This is a genomic window from Mesorhizobium sp. B2-5-7, from assembly GCF_006440875.1.
GTDB lineage: Bacteria > Pseudomonadota > Alphaproteobacteria > Rhizobiales > Rhizobiaceae > Mesorhizobium > Mesorhizobium australicum.
In genome coordinates this window covers 1,266,777-1,292,257 of record NZ_VFUO01000002.1, presented here as the reverse complement: position 1 = coordinate 1,292,257, position 25,481 = coordinate 1,266,777, and the positions used below count along the sequence as shown (strand labels likewise).

The window sequence follows — 25,481 nt, the reverse complement described above, 5'->3', positions numbered from 1 at the left end:
CGCAAACCGTCTCCTATCAATGCAGCGGATCTTCCGATGTTCCGGCCGACTTGAGTGAGAGTTCCAGCAGCCACGTGAAGCGCGGGATCAAGGACACTGGTCAAACGCAAGGCATCCGACGAGCCCCCTACCTCATCGAACAGGCCTACGGCGACCACGTGCTGAAGAGCCACTCCGAACTGAAGCGTGCGGACTGAGCGTCCTCAGTGGCAGCACGCCTCGCCATATTGCAGCTGCTCGCCGAAATTCGGCCGGCCCTCCGGCGTGAAATCCATCAAGTTCCACAGGATCTCGCAGGTGCCGATGGCGCGAGGGTCCTGGCCGGGCTCGGTCGGCGCGAAGCCGAGTTCCGACGACCAGAAATGCCTGAGGCCGTCAGCGTCGCGGTGGAACACCGACAGCAGCGGGATCTGCGCACCGTCCGCATCCTCGGCATTGTAGTCGCGCTTGAAGCTGTTGTTGGCCGACGACAGCAGCCGCATGTTGCGCCAGCCGCGATCGCGGCCGAGCGTGACGAGGTTTTCCAGCGCCGTCCTGGCCACCACTGCGAAGTTGAAGCCGGCCGCTTCGAGATGGCCGACCGCGCCGTCGAACTGGTCGAGCAGGGCGGTGCAGGACGGGCATGGCTGGTCGGGCCGGGCGAGCTTTGCCGTGCCGCCGCTGGTCGCGACGTCGCGCGTCTCCCGCGGATGGCGCGGGAACATCATGTTGTAGAGGATCAGCGTGTTCTTGCCGGCCGCGAACAGCTCCGACAGTTTTATCCTGGCGGGCTTGCCGGCTTCATCGAGGCCGTCGAATACATAATCCTGCGGCACCAGCCCGCCCGGCGGCAGCGCGCGGCGCGCCTCGGCCACGGCTTCCATGGCCCGGCGCAGCTCGATTTCCTTCTTCAGCAGCTTTTCGCGCGCGGTGCGGTATCTGGCGGATTCGTTGGGAAAGGTGATCATGATCGGCTCCTTGGTTCCGCGCGCCGGCGTCCCGGCGCGGTTGCTCTGCGACCCAAGGACGTTTGGCCGGAACCGGTCCCGACATTTCGCATCGGGACAGGCCCGGCCTTGCCACATCCCCGTTATCGGCTACAGCTGCGAGTGGAGAGAAGAATGCACGAAGCCGACGAGATCGACCTGCGCTGCCCGCAAGTGGTGGCCGACAATGCCGCCAAGGGCCTGCGGCTGCGCAAGCAGTTCGGCCGTGGCGGCACCGAGATCGGCGTGGCGCGGGCGACGGAGCTGAAGAACCGGGAGAAGCTGGCGCCTTCCACCATCCGCCGCATCGTCAGCTACTTCGCCCGCCACGAGGTCGACAAGCGCGGCAAGAATTACGGCAATGAGGAAAACCCTTCGGCCGGCACCATCGCCTGGCTCTTATGGGGTGGCGACGAGGGCCGCGCCTGGGCGCTGGAGATCAAGCAGAAAATCGGCAACGCGCCCGATATCTGAGGATGCCCTGCCCTCCGCTATGGCTTCGGGCGTTCGTCGCTTCAATCGACAAATCGTTGTCGATTGATCGGCTTCGCCGACCACTCCTCACCCCTTGACGCCGCCGGCAGTGAGGCCGGAGACGATCTTGCGCTGGAAGATCAGCACCAGCACCACCAGCGGCACCGTGACGATCACCGAGGCGGCCATGATGTTGCCCCAGGGGATTTCGAACTGCGAATTGCCCGAAAGCAGCGCGATCGCCACCGGCACGGTCCGCCGCGCGTCGTTGGAGGTGAAGGTCAGCGCAAACAGGAACTCGTTCCAGGCACCGATGAAGGCCAGCAGCCCGGTGGTCGCCAGCGCCGGCCACATCAGCGGCAGGAAGATGCGCGTGATGATGATCCACGGCGTCGCGCCATCGAGGATCGCCGCCTCCTCGACCTCCACCGGCAGGTCGCGCACGAAAGCGGTGAGCACCCAGACGGTGAACGGCAGCGTGAAGATCATGTAGGAGAAGATCAGCGCGAGGAGCGAATTGTAGAGGCCGAACAGCCGCACCAGCTCGAACAGCCCGGCCAGCACCGCCACCTGCGGGAACATCGAGACCGACAGGATGGCGAACAGCAATGCCGGGCGGCCGCGAAAACGGATACGCGCCAGCGCGTAGGCCGCGGTGACGCCGAGGAACAGCGACAGCGCCACCACCGCACCCGAAACCACGAGCGAGTTCAGCAGGTTGCGCAGGAAGGCGCCTTCGGCCAGCACGTTGCGGTAATTGCCGAGGCTGGGCGCCTTCGGCCACAGGTCGGCATGGAACAGCTCGGTCCCCGATTTGAGGCTGGTGACGATGGCGTAATAGAACGGGAACACCGCGATGAGCACGATTGCTCCGACCAGCAGATAAAAGCCTATGCGCTTCAGCAGCCACATCTCAGCGGCCTCCGTCCAGGCTTAGCCGGCCGATGCGGATGGTGAGCATGGTAAGCAGAGCGAGAATGAGGAAGAGCAAGGTCGAGGCGGCCGAGCCATAGGCGAACTTGTCGAACTCGAACAGGTTCTCGCGGGCGAACACCGACATCGACTTGGTGTGCGCATTGTTGGGCGTCAGCACATAGATCAGGTCGAAGATGCGCAGCGCATCGAGCGCCCGGAAGATCACCGCCACCATCACCGCCGGGCGGATCAGCGGCAAGGTCACGCGCCAGAAGATCTGCCAGGGATTGGCGCCGTCCAGCCTGGCGACCTCGATGATCTCGCGCGGCAGCATCTGCAGCGCGGCAAGGATCAGCAGCGCCATGAAGGGCGTCGTCTTCCAGATGTCGACGATCAGCACCGCCGCCATCGCCGTGTCGGCGCTGGCGGTCCAGGCGATCTTGTGGTCGATCAGCCCGAGGTTGACGAGCATGACATTGATGATGCCGAACTGGTCGTTCAGCATCCACTGCCACATCTTCGCCGAGACGATGGTCGGGATCGCCCAGGGGATGAGGATCGCCGCCCTGACGATGCCGCGGCCGGGGAATTCGGCGTTGAGCACCAGGGCGACGACCATGCCGAGGATCGTCTCGCAGGTCACCGAAACCACCGCGAACCGCACGGTGTTCCAAACGGCGCCCCACCAGACCGGGTCGAGAAGCAGACCGTCGTAGATGACCCGCCCGCTCGGCATGCGCAGCACCGAGACGTAATTGGCCAAGCCGACCCATTGCCGGGCGTCGAGGTCTGACAGCGAGGCGTCGGTGAAGCTGAAATAGACCGTGCGCGCCAGCGGCCAGCCGGCAGCGGCGGCGAGCACCACAAGCATCGGCGCCAGAAACAGCCATGCCGAGCGCACACGCTGGCGCGTCAGGCTCGAACCAGAGCGCGCATCGGCCGGGTGCGCGCTCACCAGCCCTTGCCTTTCAGCCGGGTCAGCGTCGCTTCGAGGTCGGCCAGATTGTCGGCGGCGCTGCCCTCGCCGGACAAGGTCTTGTGGACGGCGTTCCAGAACTGGCTCGACGCCTCGTTGTACTTGTTCCTGGTCACCGCCGAGGGCCGTGGCCCGGCATTGAGGAAGACCTCCTTCCAGTGTGGAATGATCGGCTGTTGCCGGGCGATGTCGGCATCGTCATAGAGCGCCTGGATGGTCGGCAGGTTGGCGGTCTTGAGCGTGCGGTATTTCTGCATTGCCGGCGAGGCGATGAACTTGACCAGCTCGATCGCCGCATCCCGGTGCTTGGAATATTTCGAGACCGCGAGGTTCCAGCCGCCGAGCGTCGCCGCCGGCCGGGCGCCCTCGCCCGTGCCCGCCGGCAGCGGTGCGACATCGAACTTGCCCTTGATCGGCGACCCCTGGCTGTTGCCCAGCGCATAGGCATAGGGCCAGTTGCGCATGAAGACCGCATTGCCGGTCTGCCACACGCCGCGCGCCTCCTCTTCCTGGTAGGCGAGCACGCCCGGCGGCGCGATGGTGCCGATCCAGGCCTTCGCCATGTCGAGCGCGGCCGCCGCCTGGGGGTTGTTGATGGAAATCGCGCCATCCGGCTCGACGATATGGCCGCCGCCATTCGACACCACCCATTCGAACGCGTCGCAGGTCAGCCCCTCATAGGCATTGCCCTGGAAGACGAAACCCCAGATATCCCTGTTGCCCGACGCCCGCTCCCTGTTCATTACCAGCCTGGCGGTGTCACCCAGCTCCTTCCAGGTGGCCGGTACCTTGGCGCCGTATTTGTCGAGCAGGTCCTTGCGGTAATAGAGCGCCGGCGCATCGGTGAAGATCGGCAGCGCCACCAGCCTGCCGTCGACGGTCTGCGACTGGATGATCGACGGGAAATGCTTGGCCACGACATCCCTGGTCGCCTGGGTCAGGTCGACGAACTGGCTGGCGAGCTGCGGCGCCCAGATGACATCGGTCTGGTAGACGTCGACGTCGCTGTTGCCGGCGGCGAGCCACAGCCTGTACTGGCCGAACTGGTCGGTCCCCGACGACGGCATGGCGACGATGGTGACCGTGTCGCCGCTCTCCTTCTCATAGCGGTCGAGGATCTCGCGCAGCACCTTGAGGCCGTTGCCGGTGTCGCCCGACACGATCGACAGCTCGACCGCGCGCGCCGGACCCGCCGCGAGCACGACAACGACGCTCAACGCCAGCCATGCGTGGAAAAGCTTCATCGCGGTGGATCTCCCTTGGCAGCCGGCGGCGCACGGCACCGGCAGCCGGTCAGGACCCCGCCGTTCATTGAATGCGGAGCAGCGCCTTGGGTTCCCGAACAGCCATCGCCGCCCAGTCAGCCTTCCCAGGCGACGGGCCTCATGCCCAGCCGCTCGTAAAGCCGCACGGCGGCGGGGTTCTCGAGCGTATTGGTCTTGAGGTCGACATGGGCCGCGCCCCGGTCGCGAAAAATGGCGAAGGCGTGCCACATCAGCGCTTCGCCGACACCCCTGCCGCGCGCCTCGGGATGAACGGCCAGATCCTTGACGAACGCCGAGCTCCAGCACAGTGCAGCCGCCGCCAGCCTGCCCTTGGCGTCGATGACGAGGAAACACAGCGCCGGGTCGAATTGGGGATCTTCGGATATGCGCGGCCACCATTCGTCGAAGGGGCCGTCCGTGCCGTCGTCGAACACTTCGCCCAGCAACGCATGCAGGGGCAGCGCGTCGCCGCGCTCGAACGAGCGCATGACGAAGCCGTCCGGCCAATGCGGTGGAACGAGTGTCTCGTCGAGGATCTTGCGCAGCCGGATGTCGTTCGGAGCCGGCGGGCGCGGTTCGGGCATCGCGCTCAGGCGTCGGGCTGAAGGCGCCCGCGCTTGCGGTCGACGCCGAGGCCGGTCGCCTCGAGCAGGCCCTTGCGCTTGGCGTCGAAATAATAGCCGGTCTGGTAGAGCCAGTCGGCCTTCTTGGCGTTGCCGTTGGACACCAGCCAGGCGCCGCGCAAATATTTGACCGCGTATTTGAGGTTGGTCTCGGCGTCGAACAGGCCCTTGGCCGGCCCATCATAGCCCATGCCGCGCGCCGTCGCGTGCTTGATCTGCATCAGCCCCCAATGGCCGTTATTGTAGGCCTTGGGATTATAGGTGCTTTCGCGGTTGACGACATGGCGCACCAGATCCACCGGCACCTGGTAGAAGGCGGCGTATTTGACGATCAGCCGGTCGACGTCGCCGCGCATGCCGGTCGCATGCTGCTCCGGCTCGACCGGCTCCGACGGGAACTGCACCAGGGCGGCAGGGTTCTGCGGCACGACATAGGCCACCTGCTGCACGCCAGGCAGTTTCTGGCCGCCCTTGGCAACCGCCGGTACGATGAGCCCGGCGGTCGTATAGGTCTCCGCCGACTGGATCGGCCGGCCGGCTTTCGCCGGGGCCGGCGCCTGCCAGGCATTGGCGGCCATCACGGCGGGCACGGCAGGCGCGGTTGGGGTCGCCCCGGCAAAGGCCGCGGTCGCCGCGGCGGGCTGGGCGACGGCATTGAGGGCCGGTGTACCCGCGCTTGGAGTCGACTCGGCGGTCTGGACGGGGCTGATTCCGGAGGATTGCGGCAGCACCGAAACCGTCTCCGGCAAGGGGATGGTGAAGCCGGCATCGCTACCGGCGACGGTCGCGGTTTCGGTCAGCGACGGCGCGGCCTTCATCTGCGAGGTCGAGGTGCAGCCGCTGATGCCGGCAGCCGCCACGATCATGCCGATGGCGATAAGGGTTTGTTTTGCTGGCAAGCCGCGTTCGGTGTCCGGTTTGTCGGGTGTTAAGATTTTCCTTACACCAGCGATTCCTGGGTAGCAATCGGGGCCATCTGGTGGTTTTCGGGTGGCGGGATGCAGGCAGCGATGCCATATTGTTCCTGATATGTACCGGCAGGAATCCCGGATTTCGCCGCTTTGCGGAAAGGAGCGCAGCATGGAAACGACATCTTCGATCACGGCCGGCCACGCAGTGTTAGAAACAGTGATCGGTTTCATGGGCATCGCCTGGAGCGAAAAGGGCCTGATCCGGCTTTGCCTGCCCGAACGCAGCCGCGAAGCGGTGGAGCGGCGGCTGATGCGCCATGCCGGGATTTCCGCCTCCACGGCCCAGCCGTCATGGGTGGTCGAACTGATCGCCTCGATCAAGGCTTACGCCGCGGGCGAGGACGTCGATTTCACCGGCTTTCCCGTCGACCTCGACGGCATCGACGATTTCCGCCTCGCCATCTACGACGCGGCACGAAAACTCGGCTACGGCGAAACCACCACCTATGGCGAACTCGCCAAGCGCGCCGGCCATGCCGGCCTGCCGCGCGAAACAGGGGCGGCCCTTGGCGCCAATCCGGTGCCGCTGGTCATCCCGTGCCACCGCATCCTTGCCGCCGGCGGCAAGATCGGCGGCTTCTCGGCGCCCGGCGGCTCGACCACCAAGGAAAAGATGCTGGCCATGGAAGGCGTGCATGTCGGCCCGCCGCCGCCGGCGCAGGTGTCCTTCGGCTTTTGAGAGCAGTGAGCCGCTCCCGGGTGCTAATGGCGCCGGATGAATCGATGCCTGAAATGCTCATTGTCCGGCCGCTTGCAGTTGTACACCGGACAGGACTTGGTATCGGCGCTCGGCACATAGGCGCGTGTCCGCACCTCGCCGATGGTGCAGAACTGCTGGCTCTGCACATAGCGGTCATAGAGCGGCAGCCCCGGCACCCGCTTCGACCGATAGCGAAGGATAACCGCACCTTGGCGCGCGATCGTCGACTGGACCTTGCCGCAGCTCAAACGTGTCGGGTCGTAGCGCGAGATCGCCTGCGCCTGGGCGGCCACCAGCGTGAGGCAGGCGGCAAGCAGGATGGTTTTCATGGTCGCTCTCCCCTCGATCCGCCGCCCGGGACGGCACGATCTTGTGCCACGGTTTCAGCAGATTGGGGCGGCCGTTGGGCGGCCCCGGATCACGACGTTTTCACGCAGTCTTGTTTTTTGTGCGAAAGCAGCCTATATCAGCCCCATTGATATTTCGGCCGATCGATCCGGGCCTCGCGATCTTCGCGTTTGCTGACGTCTATCTCCAAAATCTCGATGCACACCGGCTGGACTTCGGTCCGGTCATACCAAAGCAAATGTGAAGGACTATTTTTATGGCAACTGGAACGGTCAAGTGGTTCAACGCCACCAAGGGTTTCGGCTTCATCCAGCCTGACAGCGGCGGCGCGGACGTTTTCGTCCACATCTCGGCTGTCGAGCGCGCTGGACTGTCGACCCTGGTCGAAGGCCAGAAGATCAACTTCGAGATCGAGCAGGACCGCCGCACTGGCAAGTCGTCCGCTGGTTCTCTGAGCAAGGCAGCCTGATTTTGAAAATGGCGCGCGCCGGACGAGAGTTCGGGGCGCGCGGCAAGTCACGGATGTACTGACGGTCGCGCGAGAAGCGCGCCGGAGCGGAAAGACCCGACAAGCTGGAACAGCAGATAGCTGCCAGCCCGGACCGGACGCTCCCAATCAGGCTACCGAAATGGGAAGGCGGGATTTATCCCGCCTTTTTATTTGTCTGGGGTTTGGCGAAGCTGCTGTCCTTTTCCCCGTCTCTATACGGGGAGAAGGACGCTGCGGCACCGCTTTCGCCAACTACCGGCCGCCCTACCCCACCCATTCGATCGGCACATGCCCCGGGTCCGCCTCCACGCGGCCGAGCCAGGCGACCACCGCCGGATAGGCGTCGAGTTGGAACCCGCCCTGCTCCGCCGTGTGGGTATAAGCATAGAGCGCGATGTCGGCGATGCTGAATGTGCGGCCGGCGAAGAAGGCGTTGTTTTCGAGATATGTGTTCATGACGCCAAGCGCCTTGTTGCCGCGCTCCAGCGTCACAGCCAGCCGCTCCGGCGTGGCATCCGCTGCGCGTTCCGGAAAGGTCAGCAGCGCCTTGCGCACGGCGATATAGGGCTCGTGGCTGTATTGTTCGAAGAACAGCCACTGATAAGCGAGCCCGCGCTCATATTTGTCCGCGGGCAGCAAGCGCGTGCCTTCGGCGAGATAGAGCAGGATGGCGTTGGATTCTGCCAGCCGCCGGCCGTCGTCCAGTTCCAGCAGTGGCACCATGGCGTTCGGGTTCTTGGCGACGAAATCGGCCTTGCGCGTATCGCCGGTATGCGAACTCACCTCGACGGTGGTGAAGGCCAGGCCGAGCTTGGCCATCAGCAAACGCGGCTTGTAGCAATTGCCGCTATCGATCATGCTGTAAAGTATCATCATGGTTCCCCGGAGCGCTGCTTCTGCGAGCGGATTATCGCAGCGACGCCATCCTCAACCAATGATTTGTTTTGGCGCGACCATCAGCGCCGCTTATGCAATGGCACGACCTTGTTGTCGAAGCCCAGCAGCGCATCGACGGCAAGCGGCTCTTCGTTGAAGATGGTGCCGGCCAGCGCCGGACGCCCGAGAAGAAAGCCCTGCAGCAAATCGACCCCGCCTTCGAGCGCGACACGCAAATGGGTGGGCTGCTCGATGCCCTCGACCAGCACCTTGGCACCGCGATCGTGGAGGCTGGACACCAGCGGGCGGAAGAAGCGTTCCGCGGCGGCGTGGCGGCAGAATTCCGCGAACCAGCCGCCATCGATCTTGACGATGTCGGGCTGAAGCAGGCTCACCCGCTCCACGGTCGAATGGCCGGTGCCGAAATCGTCAATGGCGATGCGGATGCCGTCGCGCCGCATTTCACGCACCAGCCTGGCCAGCAGCGCATCGTCCGCCGCCTGCTCGGTGATTTCACACACGAGCATTGCCGGAGCCAGGCCAAGTTCGTCGAGGTGCCGGCTCATCAGCCGGATCTCGGCCAGCGCCCGTCCAGCATGGTCGTTGACCAGGGGATTGTAATTGAAGAACAGGTCGAGCCCGTCGACCCCGATATTGTGGAAATTCCTCAGATGCAGCACCCGGCACATTGTTTCGACATACAGCCGCTCCGGAGCCGCGACGCTGTCGAAGAACACCCGCGGCGACACCGGCCGGCCGGCGCGGTGCGGTTCTATCAGGCCCTCGACGGCCACCGGATGCAAGCTGCCGCCGCGCGGGGCGTAGATCGGCTGGTAGGCGCTGCGCAGGCGGAAGTCGCCATGGATGCCACATTCGATGCCGATCTCGTCGACGAAGATCGCATCGCCGACGGTGCGCCGCCGCTCGACGCTCATGGCGCCACCTTGCGCCCGAAGGCTTTTGCGGGCCGCCCGGTGCGCGGCGCGACGGCGGGGGGAGCGGGCGCATGGCTCGGGGGAGGAACCGGCTCGGGACTGCCCTGGCCGAAAGCGCAGAAACTCGTCGGCGCCAGTTCTGGGCGGGCCAGCACATAGCCCTGGACCATCGAGGCGCCCGATCGTTCCGCCAGCTCCAGTTGCCAGCCTTCCTCGATACCTTCGAACACGGTGCGGATGCCCTGGTCCTCGAAGCTCCTCACCATGGATGTCAGCAGCGCGAAACCGGCGCCCGATTCCATCAGTTGCGTGATCCAGTGCGCATCGAACTTGACGATGTCGGGGCGCAATTCCTTGACGCGGGTGATGTCGGAATCGTCGGCGCCATAGTCGTCGACGGCAATCCGGAAGCCGTTGGCCCTGAGCGCGGCGACGAAGCCGTGCAGGGTTTCCTGCGATGCCGATCTCTGCTCCGTCACCTCGCAAACGACGCGGCCCGGATCGATGCCGGCTTCCTGCAGCACCAGCCGCATGTCACGCAAGGCATTGTCGGCGACAGCGCGCTCGGTGAACACCGACGGGTCGAAATTGATGAAGATCGACGCCTCTTGCGGCAGGCAGGCGCCGGCATTAAGCAGATGCAGCGTCCTGGTCAGCGCCTCGACATGCAGACGGTCGGCCGCCGGACAGGTGGAAAAAAAGCTCATCGGCGATTGCGGCTCGCCGTCGCGAAACGGGCGGATCAGCCCTTCGAAGGCGGCAACCGAAAGCTTGCCCTCGTTGAAGGCAAAGATCGGCTGAAAAGCGCTTTGCAGCGTATAAATGCCCCAGACACCACTCGAGGTGCCGTCATCATGACGGGTGATATGGGCAAGTCCGATGCTGCGCGACAAAGGTTCCTCGCTCCGCGACCTGGCGGAATTGAACCGCGATCCTGCCATGCAAGCCTCTACCGCCCGTTAATGAACTTTCTTTTGCCGATCACGCCTCATTGACCGCGCTGCCCCACCTGGCCCAGCCGACAAGGCTTGCGCTGACGGGAATGTTGCGACATGAGAAGCGCCGCGGCCGCTCCTGGCCGCGCCGATCCTTTGGAGAGACAAAAGGTCATGGCCTTTCTTGCCGACACCCTTTCCCGCGTTAAGCCTTCCGCCACCATCGCGGTGACGCAGAAAGCGCGCGAGCTGAAAAATGCCGGCCGGGACATCATTGGCCTTGGCGCCGGCGAGCCCGATTTCGACACGCCCGACAACATCAAGAATGCGGCGATCGAGGCCATTCGCCGTGGCGAGACCAAATACCCGCCGGTTTCGGGCATCGTGCCGCTGCGCGAGGCGATCGCGAAAAAATTCAAGCGCGAGAACAATCTCGACTACAAGCCCGAGCAGACCATCGTCGGCACCGGCGGCAAGCAGATCCTGTTCAACGCCTTCATGGCGACGCTGAACCCCGGCGACGAGGTCATCATCCCCCGCCCCTACTGGGTCAGCTATCCCGAAATGGTGGCGATCTGCGGCGGCACGTCGGTATTTGCCGACACCTCGATCGACAATGGCTTCAAGCTGACGCCGGCGGTGCTGGAAAAGGCAATCACGCCGAAGACCAAATGGCTGCTGATGAACTCGCCGTCGAACCCGTCGGGCGCGGCCTATAGCGAGGCCGAACTGCGGGCGCTCGCCGACGTGCTGCTGAAGCACCCGCAGGTCTGGACGCTCACCGACGACATGTACGAACACCTGACCTATGGCGACTTCGTCTTCAAGACCATCGCCGAGGTCGAGCCCAAGCTCTACGAGCGCACGCTGACCATGAACGGCGTCTCGAAAGCCTATGCCATGACTGGCTGGCGCATCGGCTACGCCGCCGGTCCCGTCCAGCTGATCAAGGCGATGGACATGATCCAGGGCCAGCAGACCTCCGGCGCCTGCACCATCGCGCAATGGGCTTCGGTCGAGGCGTTGAATGGCCCGCAGGATTTCATCGCCAAGAACAAGGCGATCTTTCAAGGCAGGCGGGACCTCGTCGTCTCGATGCTCAACCAGGCGCGCGGCATCACCTGCCCGTCGCCGGAAGGCGCCTTCTATGTCTATCCGTCCTGCGCCCAGCTGATCGGGAAGAAAACCAGGGCCGGCAAGGTGATCGACACCGACGAGGCCTTCTGCTCGGAACTGCTCGAGGCCGAGGGCGTCGCGGTGGTGTTCGGCTCGGCCTTCGGCCTTGGTCCCAACTTCCGCATCTCCTACGCCACCTCGGAGACGCTGCTGGAGGAAGCCTGCACGCGCATCCAGCGCTTCACGGCATCGCTGACCTGATCTGGTCGATCCGAAACAAACCCGGCGTCACCGCTGTCAGGCGTTACCGCCGGGTTTTGTGGATACAGCAATCAGCCGCCATATTGCGCCGCGGTCACCTCTTCCAGCCAGTCGGCATGGACGCCGTCGAGTGCCTCCTGCATGGCGATGTGCGTCATTGCCGATTTCGGCGCCGCGCCATGCCAATGCTTCTCGCCAGGCGCGAAGGAGATGACGTCACCGGCCCTGATTTCCTGGATCGGCCCGTCCCATGTCTGGACCAGGCCGGCGCCTGCGGTGACATAAAGCGTCTGGCCAAGCGGATGCGTGTGCCAGTGGGTGCGCGCGCCGGGCTCGAAACTGACCAGCGTGGCCCTGAGCCGCGCTGGCGGCTCCTTCTCGATGATTGGCGTCTGCAGAACCCGGCCGGTGAAATATTTTTCCGGCGCTATAACGGTCGGCACGCTGCCGCAAGCAATGATCTTCATCGTCTGTTCCCTGGAACTGGTGGTTGCCGGTGAGATGCCGGCCCGCGAAGTGAGCCGCATTCTCGGTCTGGATCGGCTCTGATGCAACCGCCCTTGTCACCTCGCTTGGACAAAGGCCTGATTTCTTAACCATGACACTTGCCGGCACGGGACCGCCAAGCGAAATGCCCGGGAATTCAATGTCTTCTTAACGGCTGCGCACTAGCCGTTGGCCTGCATTGCGGGGGCTGGCGGATGAGCATACTGGCGACGATCAAGGACCATAGCGGCCGGATCTATCGCGGTATCCAGTCGCTGCTCGTGATCAGCACCGGCGCGGCGGTGCTTGGCGCTTTCGACGTCTCGCAAGACCTGTCAGCCGGCGGTGCCTTCGCCATCTCGATCCTGGCCACGAGCCTGGCCTTGCTGGCATTGATGTACATGCGCAGCAGCGTCGTCCATCGTCTCCAGTCGGCCGCCGCTGCGGAAGCCGAGAAACATCATTTCCTCACCAGGGATGCGATGACCGGCGCCACGACGAGACGCTATTTCCTCGAAGCGCTGCGCGAAGGCCTGGGCACCAGGCGCGACAGGCGCGAGGCAGCCTTGCTCTTGATCGACCTCGACCATTTCAAGCAGTTGAACGACACGTTCGGACACCAGTTCGGCGACCTCACCTTGGCGCATCTGGTCAAGACCGCGGAGCGCATCTTTGCCGGCGCCATGGTAGGACGCCTCGGCGGCGACGAATTCGGTGTTATCATTCCCCATGGCGACCTGGCGGCCATCAACAAGGATGTCAGACGATTGCTGGATGCCATGCGCGCCGGCAAATCGCATGAAGGCAAGACCATTCCGCTCTCCATCTCGATCGGCGTCGCCCTGGCGCCGGCCCATGCCTCGAACACGACGGAACTGATGCTGGTTGCCGATCTGGCGCTTTATGAAAGCAAGGCGGCGGGCCGTGGCCGCGTCACCGTCTTCGACGAGGAGATGCTGTCCGACAAGCGCTACCGGCGGCTGGTCGAACGGGAATTGCGCGCCGCGGTCTATCTGGGCGAACTCGAACTGCATTATCAGCCGATCGTCGGCCCGGACGGTTCCACCGAGGCGTTCGAGGGGCTGATCCGCTGGCGCCACCCGGTTCGCGGGCTGATCGCGCCGGCCGAGTTCATTGCGATCGCCGAGCGATCGACGTTGATCGACATGCTCGGCGAATGGGTGTTCAAGCGGGCTTGTGCCGACATCGGCCAGTTCGCCGGCCGCCGCATTTCCATCAACGTCTCCGGCGAGCAGCTCAAGCGTGACGAGATCGTGACCATGTGCGACCGCGTGCTGAAGGACACTGGCCGGTCGGCATCACAGTTCATCATCGAGATCACCGAGACGGTGGCGACCGCCGCCACGCCCGAGATCCTGCGGCGCCTCGAGGCATTGCGTGGCCTCGGCTTTCACATCGCCCTCGACGATTTCGGCACCGGCCATTGCGGCTTCAACTATCTGAAGACCTTGCCCGTCGACATCATCAAGATCGATCGCTCCTACATCCGCGCCCTCGCTCACGATCAGGTAGCACAGATATTCGTCTCGGCGCTGGCGCAGATCGCGCGCATCCAGGAGGTCACCATCGTGGCGGAAGGCGTGGAGACGGCAGAGGAATTCGCGCTCGCCAAGGCGGCCGGGTGCAATCGTTTCCAGGGTTATTTCTTCGGCAGGCCGGCGCCTCGCGGCAAGCTCGCGCTGGTTGACGGGCGCTCGGTCGAACCGCTCGCGCTCAGCGCCTGAGACGACCGGCCGTGCCTGCTTCCTATTTTTCTTGCCCTGCCGGCAAACAAGTGGGACGATAATCGCGGGCAGGTCGAAACAGACCGCCCGCGACGGTCGAACAGGCCGGCCGCCGCTCAGGACCGATTGACCCTGGCCTGAACCATCAATGCCAGTCGGTCCCCAGGAAACGCCTGAGTGGAGGTCAGTCATGGGTACTCGCGCCGGAGGACGACGCACGGGACCGAAATGCATTGCCATAGTCGGTCCCTTCGCAAGCGGTAAGACGACACTTCTCGAAGCCATATTGGCCCGTACCGGCGCCATTCCCCGCCAGAACCCGGTTTCCTCGGGCAATACTGTTTCAGATCATTCACCCGAGGCCCGCGCCCACGCCATGAGCGTCGAGGCGTCGATCGCCACCACCGAGTTCATGGGCGAGCAGTTCACCTTCATCGACTGCCCCGGATCGATCGAATTCTCCTTCGAGGCCGAACCGGTGCTGGCCGCCTGCGACGTCGCGGTGGTCGTGGCCGAGGCCGACGAAAAGAAAATCCCCGCCTTGCAGCTCATCATGCGCAAGCTCGACGATCTCGGCGTGCCGCGCATCCTGTTCCTCAACAAGGTCGACAAGGCGATCGCGGGCGTGCGCGATACGCTGAAGATGCTGCAGCCGACAAGCGCGGCGCCGCTGCTTCTGCGCCAGATCCCGCTGCGCAAGGACGGCGTCGTGATCGGCTCGATCGATCTGGCGCTGGAGCGCGCCTACATCTACCGCGAATATGCCGAAAGCGAGGTGGCCGAGATACCGGGCGACGACAAGGCGCGCGAACTGGAGGCGCGCTTCTCGATGCTGGAGACGCTGGCCGATCACGACGATGAGTTGATGGAGCAGCTGCTGGAAGAGATAGAGCCGCCGAAGGACGCGATCTTCGACGATCTCGCCGCCGATCTGCGCGAAGGCGCGGTGACGCCGGTGCTGATCGGCACCGCCGAGAAAGGCAATGGCGTGCTGCGCCTCTTGAAGACGATCCGCCACGATGCGCCCGACATCGAGGCGACCCGCAAGCGGCTCGGCGCCCCGGACGGCACTGCGACGGTGGTCCAGGTGATGAAGACCATCCACACGCCGCATGGCGGCAAGCTGTCGGTGTCGCGCATCCTCTCCGGCCAGGTCGCCGACGGCTCGGAACTGTGGCTGCCCGGCGGCGACACCGCCAAGGTTTCCGGAATCTACCGGATGCTGGGCAAGGAACAGGTCAAGCTGAGCGCCGCCAGGACCGGCGACACCGTGGCGCTCGGCAAACTAGACGCGGTAAAGACCGGCCAGACGCTCACCTCGGCCAAGGGCGGTGCCAAACAGCTCTTCGATGTCGAGCCGCCGCAGCCGGTCTTCGCCTTCGCGCTGCGCCCCAGGGAGCGCAAGGACGAGGTCAAGATGTCGGCCGCCATCCAGCGCCTGGCAGAGGAGGATCCCTCGCTCAGCCTGCGCCACAACCAGGATTCGGCCGAGACCGTGCTGTCAGGGCATGGCGAGATGCATCTGCGCGTCGTGCGCGAGCGGCTGGAGGGCAAGAACCAGATACCGGTGGAAGGCCATGCGCCGGCGGTGCCCTATCGCGAGACGATCCGAAAGCCGGTGCAGCAGCGCGGCCGCCACAAGAAACAGTCGGGCGGCCATGGCCAGTTCGGCGATGTCGTCATCGAGATCAAGCCGCTGCCGCGCGGCTCCGGCTTCCAGTTCACCGACACCATCACCGGCGGCGTCGTGCCCAAGACCTACATCCAGTCGGTCGAGACAGGCATACGTGACTACCTGAAATCCGGCCCGCTCGGCTTCCCCGTGGTCGACGTCGCGGTCAATCTGTCGGACGGCTCGTACCATGCGGTCGATTCCTCCGACATGGCCTTCCAGATGGCGGCCAAGCTCGCCATGAAGGAAGGCATGGCCGCCTGCTCGCCGGTGCTTCTGGAACCGGTGATGAAGGTAGAGATCGTCACGCCGTCGGACGCGACATCGAAGATCATCGCGCTGATCCCGCAGCGGCGCGGCCAGATCCTCGGCTATGACGCGCGGCCCGACTGGCCGGGATGGGACGTCGTCGAGGCGACCATGCCGCAGGCCGAGATCGGCGATCTGATTATCGAGCTGCGCTCGGCCACCTCGGGCGTTGCCAGCTACCGCGCCGTTTTCGATCACATGGCCGAGCTGACTGGTCGTCTCGCCGACGAAGCGATGAACGCCAACGGCAAGGCTGCCTGATTTCGCCCGGTGCCAGATTCCGAATCATGTGGAGCCCCCTCGAGGGGGCGAAAACCAAAAACGACGCCCGGGGGGCCGGACGCCGTTTTGTTTGCGGACCGTTTTCTCGGGAGGAAAAACGGCAGGTCCGCCGCATGTCGAGGTCGTCGCGCTTCGGCGCAAAAGGTTCGGACGCGGTAGCCGCCTGAGCCCGGGCCGTACGAGTGATGCCCCCATCTCCCGTCCGAACCACACCGCGTCCTATCATCCACTTAGCAGATGGAGGGTGTCCTTGTCATGTTACCAGAGGTTACATGACACTGTTACGCGGCAATTCCGGTGAATTTTTCAGCCATCCCAGTGGCATGCAGGCAACAAAAAAGCCGGATCAACGAAGATCCGGCTGAGTTTGATTGGAAGTGCCTGTTAAGGCTAACCTCCAGAGGGGAACACTCGAGGACGCTAATGGGAGGAGAACGCGTCCAGGAGATGATCTATATATGTGCTCTTCATGCCCAAGAAACAAGCATCTATTTTGCAACACACACATGCAAAAAGGCACAGGCTGTGGTCCAACCCATTCCGAAAGCCAATAGGACCAGCAGAATCGTGAAAATGAGGCGCGATTTCGGGTTATTGTCGTCTCGAAAACGCCGATCCCGACCGATTTTGCTCCCGAATGCCGAAAAACACTGATGATGTGGAATGAGGCAGCGGCGGTTCATTTCCAAGGCAGTCAAGCGAGGATCGACCATTGCGCAGGTTTTCGGCGATCGCCGGCAGCGGCATTTTCCTGATCGCGGCTCCCGGCGTTGTCGCCGGGCTGGTTCCCTGGCTGCTTAGCGATCGCTGGGGCCTGCCATGGTCGCCCCTGCCCTCGTTTGCGCTCACCGGCGGCATGCTCGTCATTGCCGCGGCCGCGGTGCTGCTGCATGCCTTCGCCCGCTTCGCGCTGGAGGGGCTGGGCACGCCCGCCCCCGTCGCACCGACCGAAAGGCTGGTGATCGGCGGCGTCTACCGCCATGTCCGCAATCCCATGTACGTCGCCGTGCTGTCGATCATTCTGGGCCAGGCGCTGCTGTTCTCGAGCTGGTCGATTGCTGCCTACGCGGCAATCGCGGCGGCTGCCATGGTCACCTTCGTCAAGCTCTACGAGGAGCCGACGCTCGCCGGCCGCTATGGCGCCGAATACGAGGCCTACCGCCGCAACGTACCGGGCTGGCTGCCGCGAATTACGCCTTGGAGAGGATAGGCTAGAACGACCAGCTTCTGGCCTTGGCGATGATGAAGTCGCGAAACACGTGCAGCTTGGCCTGGTTTTTCATCGCGTCGGGGTAGGCGAAATAGGTGTCGAAGGACGGCACCTCGGTCTCCGGCAGCAGCTGCACCAGGCCGGAATCCTTGCTGATCACATAGTCCGGCAGCATGGCGATGCCGGCGCCGCCCTGCACGGCGCGCTTGATCGACAGGATGTCGTTGATCTGCAGCGACGGCACGCGCTGGCCGCTCTCGAAATCGCCGACCGTCTCCAGCCAATTCAACTCCGAAAGATGCGACGGCACGGGCAGGCCGAAGGTGACGATGCGATGGGTTCTCAGCTCCGCGACCGAGCCCGGCTTGCCGTGCTTGGCGACATAGGAGGGGGCTGCGTAAAGGTGGAAATGCACGGTGAACAGGCGGCGCTGGATCAGGTCCGGCTGTTGCGGCTGGCGCAGCCGGATGGCGCAATCCGCCTGGCGCATGGTAAGGTCGAGTTCCTCGTTGGCGAGGATCAGCTGCAGGCTGATTTCGGGATAGAGTTCGATGAACTCCTGCACCCGCTCGGTCAGCCAGCCGGCGCCGAGGCCAACGGTCGTCGTTACCCTGAGCACGCCGGACGGCCGGTCCTTGGTTTCGGTCAGCCGCGACTTGATGGTCTCGAGCTTCATCAGCACGTCATGCGCCGTGCGGAACAGCATCTCGCCCTGTTCGGTCAGCACCAGGCCGCGCGCATGGCGGTTGAACAGCGGCACGCCGACATCATGTTCGAGCGCGCTGACCTGCCTCGAGATCGCCGATTGCGACAGATGCAGCGTCTCGGCCGCATGCGTGAACGACCCCGCTTCCGCCGCAGCGTGAAACACGCGTAGCTTGTCCCAGTCCAACGCCATGATTTCCCCTCGTTCCGGTTGGCGTCTGAATGAAAAATCAGGCTTTTACACGGCGTTTCTAAGCCGTTTTATACAGTCTGCGGCGGCCCTTATTCCGCTGCTTCGCGATGTACCTCGATGCCGGCCAGATACTTTTCCGCTTCGAGCGCGGCCATGCAGCCCAGCCCCGCCGCTGTCACGGCCTGCCGATAGATATCGTCGGTCACGTCGCCGGCGGCGAATACGCCGGGCACGTCGGTGCGCGTCGAATCCGGCGCTGTCCACAGATAGCCGTTCGGCTTCTGCTTCAGCTTGCCCGCGAACAGCTCGACCGCGGGCGCATGGCCGATGGCCACGAAGACACCGTCGATCTTGAGGTGGCTCTCGGCTCCGGTCACGGCATGCCTGAGCTTCAGCCCTTCGACCGAAGGCGGCAGCGGTGCCTTGCCGGGGCGGCCGGTGATCTCATCGACGATCGTGTCCCAGATGACGCGGACATTGTCCTTTTTCAACAACCGTTCGCGCAGGATGCGTTCGGCACGAAAATCCGAGCGCCTGTGGATGACGGTGACGCTCTTGGCGAGGTTGGACAGATAGAGCGCCTCCTCCACCGCCGAATTGCCGCCGCCGACCACCGCGACATCCTTGCCGCGATAGAAGAAGCCGTCGCAGGTGGCGCAGGCGGAAACGCCGAAGCCCATGAAGTCCTGCTCGGTCGGAATGCCCAGCCACTTGGCTTGCGCGCCGGTGGCGATGATCAGCGCATCGGCCGTGTAGGTCGTGCCGGAATCGCCCTTGGCGCGGAACGGCCGCACGTTGAGGTCAACCTCGGTGATGATGTCGTTGATGATGTCGGTGCCGACATGCTCGGCCTGCTTGAGCATCTGCTCCATCAGCCACGGTCCCTGGATCGGATCGGCGAAGCCGGGGTAGTTCTCGACATCCGTGGTGATCATCAATTGGCCGCCCTGCTGCAGACCGGCGACCAGCATCGGCTTCAGCATGGCCCGCGCGGCATAGACCGCCGCCGTATAGCCGGCCGGACCGGAACCGATGATGAGAACGGGCGCGTGCTTGGTGGTCATTTGGAGCCTCTGCGGGGGCGGACAGCGAGTGTGCCTTGGAAAAAGACGTGGAATATCGCTCTTAATGTAAGGGCTGCAAACCACGCCAGCAAGACGAACGGACCGTCGTCCCCGGAAAGCTTCGGCCCCTATGGATATTCGCGCGATGGCCGCTTTCGTTACCTGTCCACAATCGCGTCGACGAGGGCTGGCTTCGACGCAAAAGTCGTTTAATTACAAAATAGCGAAAGATTCTTGCGCCACACTGATCATCGAGAACCCTGATGCCCCTCAAGGCCGATCTTGACGCCATCGACTGGAAGATCCTGCGCGAGCTTCAGTCGGACGGGCGCATGACCAATGTCGAGCTCTCGAACCGCGTCGGCATTTCGGCACCGCCCTGCCTGCGCCGGGTCAAGCGGCTGGAAGAAGCCGGCATCATCCGCGGTTACCGCGCGCTCCTCAACGCCCCGGCGCTGGGCCTCGATGTCGTTGCCTTCTGCCTGGTCGGGCTGCATCACCAGGCCGATGCCGAACTGCGCATCTTCGCCGAGCGTACGCGCGGCTGGCCGGTCGTGCGCGATGCCTGGATGGTGTCGGGCGAATCCGATTTTCTGCTGCATTGCGTGGCGAGCGACCTCGGCGCCTTCCAGACCTTCGTCATCGAGGAACTGACCTCGACACCGAACGTCGACACGGTGCGCACCGCGCTCACCATCCGCCGCGTCAAGGATGAGGGCTTGGTGTCGTTCGAACGCTCCTGAGCCAGGCGAACGTCTGCGCGATGGGCAAATTCCCGACATTCGCCACACCGGTGCCGCGTTGGTATTCGAAAGACGCTGATGTACAAGGCTGGACGGCTCTGCCGGATTCGCCGCTCGACTGACGCTTCATTGGTTTCCCGAGCAATTCCAGCAAAAATGTGTAACGGTTTTCCGCCCGGAATTGCTTGAGAACAGATGGCGCCAGCAGCGTATATTCCGGGAAGAATCCGCCATGGGAAGGGGACCATGACCCGTTTTGCAAGCCCGGTCTCGGCGCTGATCATCTGCGTGAACGAGGCCGATATGATCGGCCCGTGCCTGGAAAGCATCGATTTCTGTGCCGAGATCATCATCGTCGATTCCGGCTCGACGGACGGCACCGTCGAATGCGTTGAAAGCTATATCGCCAGGGGCTATCCGATAACGCTGCTGCACAATGACTGGCCGGGCTTCCCCCGCCAGCGGCAATTCGCGCTCGACCACGCCAACCAGCCTTGGTGCCTTTCGATCGACCCGGACGAGCGCGTCGACGACCGATTGCGGCAGTCGATCGTGGCCATCACCCAGGCGGCCGGCGGCAAGGCCAGCGGATGGTACATGCGCCGCCGCGACTGGCTGAAGGGCTACGGTTATGCCCATCGCTGGGTGCTGCACAACAGGCTGCTCAGGCTTTTCCGCAGGGAAGGCGCCAGCATGGATCTAACGGCACGGGTGCATGAATCCGTTCACGTGCCGGGCGAGACCGACACGATCGAAGAGGGTCTCTTGCTGCATCGCCGTGAAATATCGGTCGAGGAGGATCTTGCCCGGGCCAACACCTATTCCAGCCTCAAGGCGGTGACGCTGGTCGAGAGAGGCAAGAAGCCCGGCCTGGTGCGGCTGGTGCTGTCGCCGTTCGGCAACTTCCTCAAATTCTACCTGGCCAAGCGCTACTTCCTGTGCGGCCGGCACGGCTTCGTCTACTCGATGTCGGTGATGATCTATTCCTTCGCCACCGAAGCCAAGCTCTACGAAGCCTCGCAGCAAAACGACCAGGCTTAGGCCCTACGATCCGAGCGCGTCGATAGCGGCGAGCAGGCCGCCGAGATCGTGGTCGGCATGCAAGCGCCTGATGGCGAAGCCAGGCTGAAGCGCCGCCTCACCGTCGACCAGCCAGCCCTGTGCCAGCCCTGCGCGTTGGGCCGCCTGCATGTCGGCCAGCTTGTCGCCGACCATCAGGGAGCGCTGGAGGTCAAGATCAAGGCGCCTGCCCGCCTCGATCAGCATGCCCGGATTGGGCTTGCGCATCGGATGGTCCGTTATGGCGAGCGGCCCGACGCCCGCCTCGTGATAGGCGCAGGCCAGCACCATGTCGACGAACGCGCCCTGCCTGTCCAGCAAATGGAGCACGCGGTCGTTTACCGCGGCAAAGACGCCCCAGTCGAAATAGCCGCGCGCGATGCCGGACTGATTGGTGACCACGACCACCGGAATGCCGATCCGGTTGGCGGCGGCGATCGCCGGCAGCATCTGCGGCCTGAGTTCTATCTCGTCCGGGTCGCTGGGATAGTCGGTGTCGACATTGATGGTGCCGTCACGGTCCAGGAACAGCGCCGGCGAGCGCGCGGGGAAAACCCGCCCGCCGATCCGCTGGACCCACAAGCCCGGCTCGGCCAGCGGAAACGGCGCTGTTTCGTCAGCCATTCGACAGGCGCGCTTCGACCACCTCGCACAGATAGTGATAGAGGCACAGATGCCCCTGCTGGATGATCGGCGTCGAGGTCGAGGGGACGTTGAGCAGGATGTCGGTGAGCGGCTTGAGCTTGCCGCCGGTATCGCCGGTCAGGCTGATCACCGTCATGTCCATCATGCGCGCCTGTTCGGCCGCGGCGAGAATGCTCGGCGAATTGCCGCTGGTCGAGATTGCCAAAAGCACGCCGCCCGCGGCGCCATGCGCTTCGACCTGGCGCGAAAACACCGTGTCGAAGCCGTAATCATTGCCCCAGGCGGTCAGCATCCCGGCGTTGGCCGGCAGCGCGATCACATTGTAGGCCTTGCGTTCCTTCAGGAAGCGGCCGACCAGTTCGGTGGCGATATGGATGGCGTCGCTGGCCGAGCCGCCATTGCCGCAGACCAGCAGGGCCTTTCCCTGGGAAAGCGCCGCCACGACAGCATTCACCGCACGGTCCATCTCGCCGGTCAGATCTCGCTCGACCGTGGCAGTGATGGCGGCCGCCGAGCGGACCAGATAGTCGTTCAATTCGGACATGAATTCCCTCAGTTGGTGGCGCCGCCGGCGCGCAGTTTGCCGATGGTGCCAGTGGTGCTCTTGCCGGCGACGAGATCGACCAGCACGACGCGCCCGCCCGCCTTTTGCACCACATCGGCGCCGACCACGGTGTCGATCGTGTAGTCCGCGCCCTTGACCAGTATGTCGGGCAGAAGCGCCTCGATCAGAGCCAGCGGCGTATCCTCATCGAAGACAATGACGGCATCGACCGAAGCGAGCGCGGCAAGCACGCAGGCGCGGTCATGCTGGTCGTTGACCGGGCGGCCCGGCCCTTTCAGCCGCCGCACCGAGGCATCGCTGTTGAGCCCGAGCACCAGCCGGTCGCACTGGCTGCGCGCTGCGTGCAGCAGGCTGACATGGCCGGCATGCAGGATGTCGAAGCAGCCATTGGTGAAGCCGACGCTCAGGCCCTCCGCCTTCCATCCCGCCACCATGCGCGCGGCAGAAGTGGCGTCCAGGATAGCGTCCTTGTGCGCGGTCGGTCCGTGCGAGCGGAACAGCGCGCCGGTGAGTTCCTCGACGCTCAGCCGGGCGGTGCCGCGTTTTCCGACCACGACGCCGCCGGCGGCGTTGGCGATGGAGGCAGCGGCGACAGGATCGGCACCGGCGGCAAGCGCCAGCGCGAAGGTCGCGATCACCGTATCGCCGGCGCCCGAGACATCGAACACCTCGCGCGCCTGGGTGGCGATGTGGCGCGCCTCGTCGGGACCGACCACGCTCATGCCCTTCTCGCTGCGCGTGGCGACGACGAAGTCGAAGCCGTGCGCCGCAATCAGTTCCCGTGCCGCCGCAACGATCTCGTCATCGGCGAACACCGCATGGCCGACGGCCTCGCCAAGCTCCTTGCGGTTGGGGGTGACGGCGGTCGCCCCGGAGTAGCGCGCGTAGTCGCGGCCCTTCGGGTCGACCAGCACCGGCTTGCCCGCCTCGCGGCAGATGGCGATCAATTCGGCGGCGACGCCGTCCAGCAATATGCCCTTGCCGTAGTCGGACAGGATAACGATGTCGGCCTGCTGCAATGCGTTCCGGAAACGGCGGATCAGCTCCGCCCGTTCCGCTTCGCCGAGCGGCTTGATCTCTTCCTCGTCGAAACGCAGCACCTGCTGGTTGAGCGCGCTGAAGCGGCTCTTTGACGAGGTCATGCGGCCGCGCTGCTGTGAAAGGCCCACTGTCTCGGCGCCAAGCTCGCCCAGCATCCGCACCAGACTGTCACCGGCGGGATCGGTGCCGATCACCGAGACCGGAATGGCGCGCGCGCCAAGCGAGACGATGTTGGCCACGACGTTGCCGGCGCCGCCCATGGCCGAGCTTTCGCCACGCCCATGCAGCACCGGGATCGGCGCCTCCGGCGAGATCCGCTCGATGACGCCATTGACGAAGCGGTCGAGGATGATATCGCCGACCACCAGCACGGCGACGTCGCCGAAGCGCGCAATGGCGCGGTGCAGGGGCTCGGGTGAAGGTGGATTGTGCTTGATCATGTCATCTGCCACGCGCGGGAAACGCCGATCTCGGATAAGTCGAAACACCAGATTTGCTAGGCCGGCCGGTCATGCCTGCCGATATACCGCAATTGGGCACCAGCGCAACGCCGGGGCGGAGGCAAACCCGGACAGGTCAGGCCTTCTGCAAGGCGACGTGGACGCCCAGCCCGACCAGCACCGCGCCGCCGGCCTTCTGCATCAGCCGCTGCGCACGGCTCGAACGCCGCAGCCGGCCGATCACGAGACCGGCCAGGAACACGCACACGACATCTGCCGAGGAGAACATCAGGTTGACGATGGTGCCCAGCACCACGAATTGCATCCAGACCGGCAACCCCGCCGAGGCATCGATGAACTGCGGCAGAAATGCCATGAAAAAGATCGCGGTCTTGGGATTGAGCACCTCCACCGTGATGCTCTCGAAGAACGCGCGCCGCGCCGACTTCCGCTCGATCGCGGGCAGCGCCACGTCGCCCTCCACGCGCTTGCGAAACAGCGAGACGCCAAGCCAGATCAGGTACAGCGCGCCCACCAGCTTGACGGCCATGTAGAGCGGCGGCACGGCGTGGAACAGCACCGACAGGCCGGCGGCGGCGGCAAAGACATGGACATAGCCGCCCAGATGAATGCCGAGTGCCGCCGTCAGCCCCGACCAGCGCCCCCGGGCCATCGTCTGCGCGGCGGCATAAAGCATGGCGGGACCCGGAATGTAGGCGAAGATCGCCGTGGTGGCGAAAAACGCGATCAGCAGTTCGGTCGGCGGCATTTCTTGTCCCTCATGATCCTGCCCTGTCCGATTGCAGGCCTTTCAGTCAGCCCGTGGGATGGCTTTGGATTGGCCTGCGCGAACAGTTGCCATGAAAGCCGACATGACTTTTTTGTGGAATGACGGACTGAATGCGCCGATACGCGCACCCGGTTCGAAATAAGCCGACGATTCCAGAATATCGTGCTTGTACTCGTCGACTATGACCCAAAGCGGGATAGGGTCAAGGCCGGCGCGGCGCGTTCAATTTCCGGAACGCCAACCGCGACGCGATCACGGCCCGGCTGGGTGGAAGTGATTGCAAGGATGAAAAGGTTCGTGCCTCCGGCTTTTCCGGGAAGAACGGCGACGAAGGCGACAGGCCTCGCCTTGCGGCCTTCGGTCTCGCCGTCTCCATCTTGGCGATGCCACAGATATGGATATCGCCAGACGTCCGCGGCCACTGGTTTAATCACGGTCCAATTCCGCGGCGTACTCCTCCAGCATCTCGACATGTTGCAGCGGTGCATCCTCGGCCGCGTAGACGCGACGGCTATCGTTGCCGAAGCGCGCTTCGTAGGCCTCGATGCTCATCAGGACGTATCTCGGTTTGTTGTGGCGAGTGATGGAGACCGGCTGCTGGCTGGCAGCCGCGAGCACATCGCCGAGATTCTGTTTCAGATCAGTGGATGGATAGTGTTTCATTGGAAACTCCGTTTGCCCA

General features: G+C 64.2%; 27 protein-coding genes. 9 read left to right on the top strand and 18 right to left on the bottom strand.

Features of this window, described 5'->3' with window-relative positions; genetic code table 11:
- Positions 1–203: 203 nt before the first annotated feature.
- Positions 204–947, bottom strand: coding sequence for a DUF899 family protein (locus tag FJ543_RS13850; RefSeq protein ID WP_140875492.1), 744 nt, complete (start codon positions 945–947; stop codon positions 204–206).
- A gap of 153 nt (positions 948–1,100) precedes the next feature.
- On the opposite strand from FJ543_RS13850, the gene FJ543_RS13845 reads away from it, so the two are divergent.
- A complete protein-coding gene (locus FJ543_RS13845; protein ID WP_140664989.1) occupies positions 1,101–1,439 on the top strand; it encodes a hypothetical protein in 339 nt (112 codons plus the stop codon).
- A gap of 87 nt (positions 1,440–1,526) precedes the next feature.
- On the opposite strand, the gene FJ543_RS13840 is transcribed toward FJ543_RS13845, so the two are convergent.
- The 5 genes from FJ543_RS13840 to FJ543_RS13820 form a co-directional block, all read right to left on the bottom strand.
- Positions 1,527–2,351: a carbohydrate ABC transporter permease gene (locus FJ543_RS13840; protein WP_140875491.1), complete on the bottom strand. Its 825-nt coding sequence runs from the start codon at positions 2,349–2,351 to the stop codon at positions 1,527–1,529.
- A gap of 1 nt (position 2,352) precedes the next feature.
- Positions 2,353–3,225, bottom strand: a complete 873-nt coding sequence (locus tag FJ543_RS13835; protein ID WP_224643935.1) for a sugar ABC transporter permease — start codon at positions 3,223–3,225, stop codon at positions 2,353–2,355.
- A gap of 80 nt (positions 3,226–3,305) precedes the next feature.
- Complete coding sequence (locus FJ543_RS13830; protein WP_140875487.1) at positions 3,306–4,574, bottom strand: ABC transporter substrate-binding protein; 1,269 nt, start codon at positions 4,572–4,574, stop codon at positions 3,306–3,308.
- A 116-nt stretch (positions 4,575–4,690) separates the two neighbouring features.
- Positions 4,691–5,179 (bottom strand): GNAT family N-acetyltransferase, encoded by a 489-nt coding sequence (locus tag FJ543_RS13825; protein WP_140875485.1) that lies wholly within the window; start codon positions 5,177–5,179, stop codon positions 4,691–4,693.
- A 5-nt stretch (positions 5,180–5,184) separates the two neighbouring features.
- Positions 5,185–6,117: a lytic transglycosylase domain-containing protein gene (locus FJ543_RS13820; RefSeq protein ID WP_140875483.1), complete on the bottom strand. Its 933-nt coding sequence runs from the start codon at positions 6,115–6,117 to the stop codon at positions 5,185–5,187.
- Positions 6,118–6,298: 181 nt separating this feature from the next.
- Here FJ543_RS13820 and FJ543_RS13815 point away from each other — a divergent pair, with 181 nt between their 5' ends.
- A complete protein-coding gene (locus FJ543_RS13815) occupies positions 6,299–6,868 on the top strand; it encodes a methylated-DNA--[protein]-cysteine S-methyltransferase (protein ID WP_140617758.1) in 570 nt (189 codons plus the stop codon).
- Positions 6,869–6,891: 23 nt separating this feature from the next.
- Here FJ543_RS13815 and FJ543_RS13810 read toward each other — a convergent pair whose 3' ends face one another.
- Positions 6,892–7,218: a hypothetical protein gene (locus FJ543_RS13810; protein WP_140875481.1), complete on the bottom strand. Its 327-nt coding sequence runs from the start codon at positions 7,216–7,218 to the stop codon at positions 6,892–6,894.
- Between the two features lie 275 nt (positions 7,219–7,493).
- Here FJ543_RS13810 and FJ543_RS13805 point away from each other — a divergent pair, with 275 nt between their 5' ends.
- Entirely contained in the window at positions 7,494–7,706 is a 213-nt protein-coding gene (locus FJ543_RS13805; RefSeq protein ID WP_015316174.1) for a cold-shock protein, read from the top strand.
- 285 nt (positions 7,707–7,991) lie between these two features.
- Here the strand turns inward: FJ543_RS13805 and FJ543_RS13800 are convergent, their stop codons facing one another.
- From FJ543_RS13800 to FJ543_RS13790, 3 genes are all read right to left on the bottom strand, one after another.
- On the bottom strand, positions 7,992–8,600 hold the full coding sequence (locus FJ543_RS13800) for a glutathione S-transferase family protein (RefSeq protein WP_015316173.1): 609 nt from the start codon (positions 8,598–8,600) through the stop codon (positions 7,992–7,994).
- 83 nt (positions 8,601–8,683) lie between these two features.
- Entirely contained in the window at positions 8,684–9,538 is an 855-nt protein-coding gene (locus FJ543_RS13795; protein WP_015316172.1) for an EAL domain-containing protein, read from the bottom strand.
- Positions 9,535–10,431: an EAL domain-containing protein gene (locus FJ543_RS13790; protein ID WP_140875479.1), complete on the bottom strand. Its 897-nt coding sequence runs from the start codon at positions 10,429–10,431 to the stop codon at positions 9,535–9,537. The genes FJ543_RS13795 and FJ543_RS13790 overlap by 4 nt, the downstream gene beginning before the upstream one ends.
- A gap of 216 nt (positions 10,432–10,647) precedes the next feature.
- Between FJ543_RS13790 and FJ543_RS13785 the strand changes: the two genes are divergently transcribed.
- Positions 10,648–11,850 carry a pyridoxal phosphate-dependent aminotransferase gene (locus FJ543_RS13785; protein WP_140664964.1) on the top strand — a complete coding sequence of 401 codons (1,203 nt, stop codon included), beginning with the start codon at positions 10,648–10,650 and terminating at the stop codon, positions 11,848–11,850.
- A 71-nt stretch (positions 11,851–11,921) separates the two neighbouring features.
- Here FJ543_RS13785 and FJ543_RS13780 read toward each other — a convergent pair whose 3' ends face one another.
- Positions 11,922–12,317, bottom strand: a complete 396-nt coding sequence (locus tag FJ543_RS13780; RefSeq protein ID WP_140617749.1) for a cupin domain-containing protein — start codon at positions 12,315–12,317, stop codon at positions 11,922–11,924.
- A 234-nt stretch (positions 12,318–12,551) separates the two neighbouring features.
- Here FJ543_RS13780 and FJ543_RS13775 point away from each other — a divergent pair, with 234 nt between their 5' ends.
- The 3 genes from FJ543_RS13775 to FJ543_RS13765 all read left to right on the top strand — a co-directional run bounded on the left by FJ543_RS13775 (position 12,552) and on the right by FJ543_RS13765 (position 17,554).
- Complete coding sequence (locus FJ543_RS13775; RefSeq protein WP_140875477.1) at positions 12,552–14,081, top strand: EAL domain-containing protein; 1,530 nt, start codon at positions 12,552–12,554, stop codon at positions 14,079–14,081.
- A 190-nt stretch (positions 14,082–14,271) separates the two neighbouring features.
- Entirely contained in the window at positions 14,272–16,323 is a 2,052-nt protein-coding gene (locus tag FJ543_RS13770) for an elongation factor G (RefSeq protein ID WP_140875475.1), read from the top strand.
- Positions 16,324–17,056: 733 nt separating this feature from the next.
- Positions 17,057–17,554: an isoprenylcysteine carboxylmethyltransferase family protein gene (locus FJ543_RS13765; protein ID WP_140875473.1), complete on the top strand. Its 498-nt coding sequence runs from the start codon at positions 17,057–17,059 to the stop codon at positions 17,552–17,554.
- A gap of 1 nt (position 17,555) precedes the next feature.
- On the opposite strand, the gene FJ543_RS13760 is transcribed toward FJ543_RS13765, so the two are convergent.
- Both FJ543_RS13760 and trxB read right to left on the bottom strand, forming a co-directional pair.
- Entirely contained in the window at positions 17,556–18,452 is an 897-nt protein-coding gene (locus FJ543_RS13760) for a LysR family transcriptional regulator (RefSeq protein WP_015316165.1), read from the bottom strand.
- 89 nt (positions 18,453–18,541) lie between these two features.
- A complete protein-coding gene (gene trxB / locus FJ543_RS13755; protein ID WP_127873462.1) occupies positions 18,542–19,516 on the bottom strand; it encodes a thioredoxin-disulfide reductase in 975 nt (324 codons plus the stop codon).
- 263 nt (positions 19,517–19,779) lie between these two features.
- Between trxB and FJ543_RS13750 the strand changes: the two genes are divergently transcribed.
- Both FJ543_RS13750 and FJ543_RS13745 read left to right on the top strand, forming a co-directional pair.
- Positions 19,780–20,259 (top strand): Lrp/AsnC family transcriptional regulator, encoded by a 480-nt coding sequence (locus FJ543_RS13750; RefSeq protein WP_015316163.1) that lies wholly within the window; start codon positions 19,780–19,782, stop codon positions 20,257–20,259.
- A 246-nt stretch (positions 20,260–20,505) separates the two neighbouring features.
- Positions 20,506–21,300 carry a glycosyltransferase family 2 protein gene (locus FJ543_RS13745; protein ID WP_015316162.1) on the top strand — a complete coding sequence of 265 codons (795 nt, stop codon included), beginning with the start codon at positions 20,506–20,508 and terminating at the stop codon, positions 21,298–21,300.
- Positions 21,301–21,303: 3 nt separating this feature from the next.
- Here the strand turns inward: FJ543_RS13745 and gmhB are convergent, their stop codons facing one another.
- The 5 genes from gmhB to FJ543_RS13715 form a co-directional block, all read right to left on the bottom strand.
- Entirely contained in the window at positions 21,304–21,942 is a 639-nt protein-coding gene (gmhB, locus tag FJ543_RS13740; RefSeq protein ID WP_140875471.1) for a D-glycero-beta-D-manno-heptose 1,7-bisphosphate 7-phosphatase, read from the bottom strand.
- On the bottom strand, positions 21,935–22,507 hold the full coding sequence (locus FJ543_RS13735) for an SIS domain-containing protein (protein ID WP_140713696.1): 573 nt from the start codon (positions 22,505–22,507) through the stop codon (positions 21,935–21,937). Before FJ543_RS13735 ends, gmhB begins: the two co-directional genes overlap by 8 nt.
- A gap of 8 nt (positions 22,508–22,515) precedes the next feature.
- Complete coding sequence (gene rfaE1 / locus FJ543_RS13730) at positions 22,516–24,009, bottom strand: D-glycero-beta-D-manno-heptose-7-phosphate kinase (protein ID WP_140875469.1); 1,494 nt, start codon at positions 24,007–24,009, stop codon at positions 22,516–22,518.
- A gap of 136 nt (positions 24,010–24,145) precedes the next feature.
- Positions 24,146–24,778: a LysE family translocator gene (locus tag FJ543_RS13725; protein ID WP_140875467.1), complete on the bottom strand. Its 633-nt coding sequence runs from the start codon at positions 24,776–24,778 to the stop codon at positions 24,146–24,148.
- Between the two features lie 447 nt (positions 24,779–25,225).
- On the bottom strand, positions 25,226–25,462 hold the full coding sequence (locus tag FJ543_RS13715; RefSeq protein ID WP_015316156.1) for a type II toxin-antitoxin system Phd/YefM family antitoxin: 237 nt from the start codon (positions 25,460–25,462) through the stop codon (positions 25,226–25,228).
- Positions 25,463–25,481: the final 19 nt, after the last annotated feature.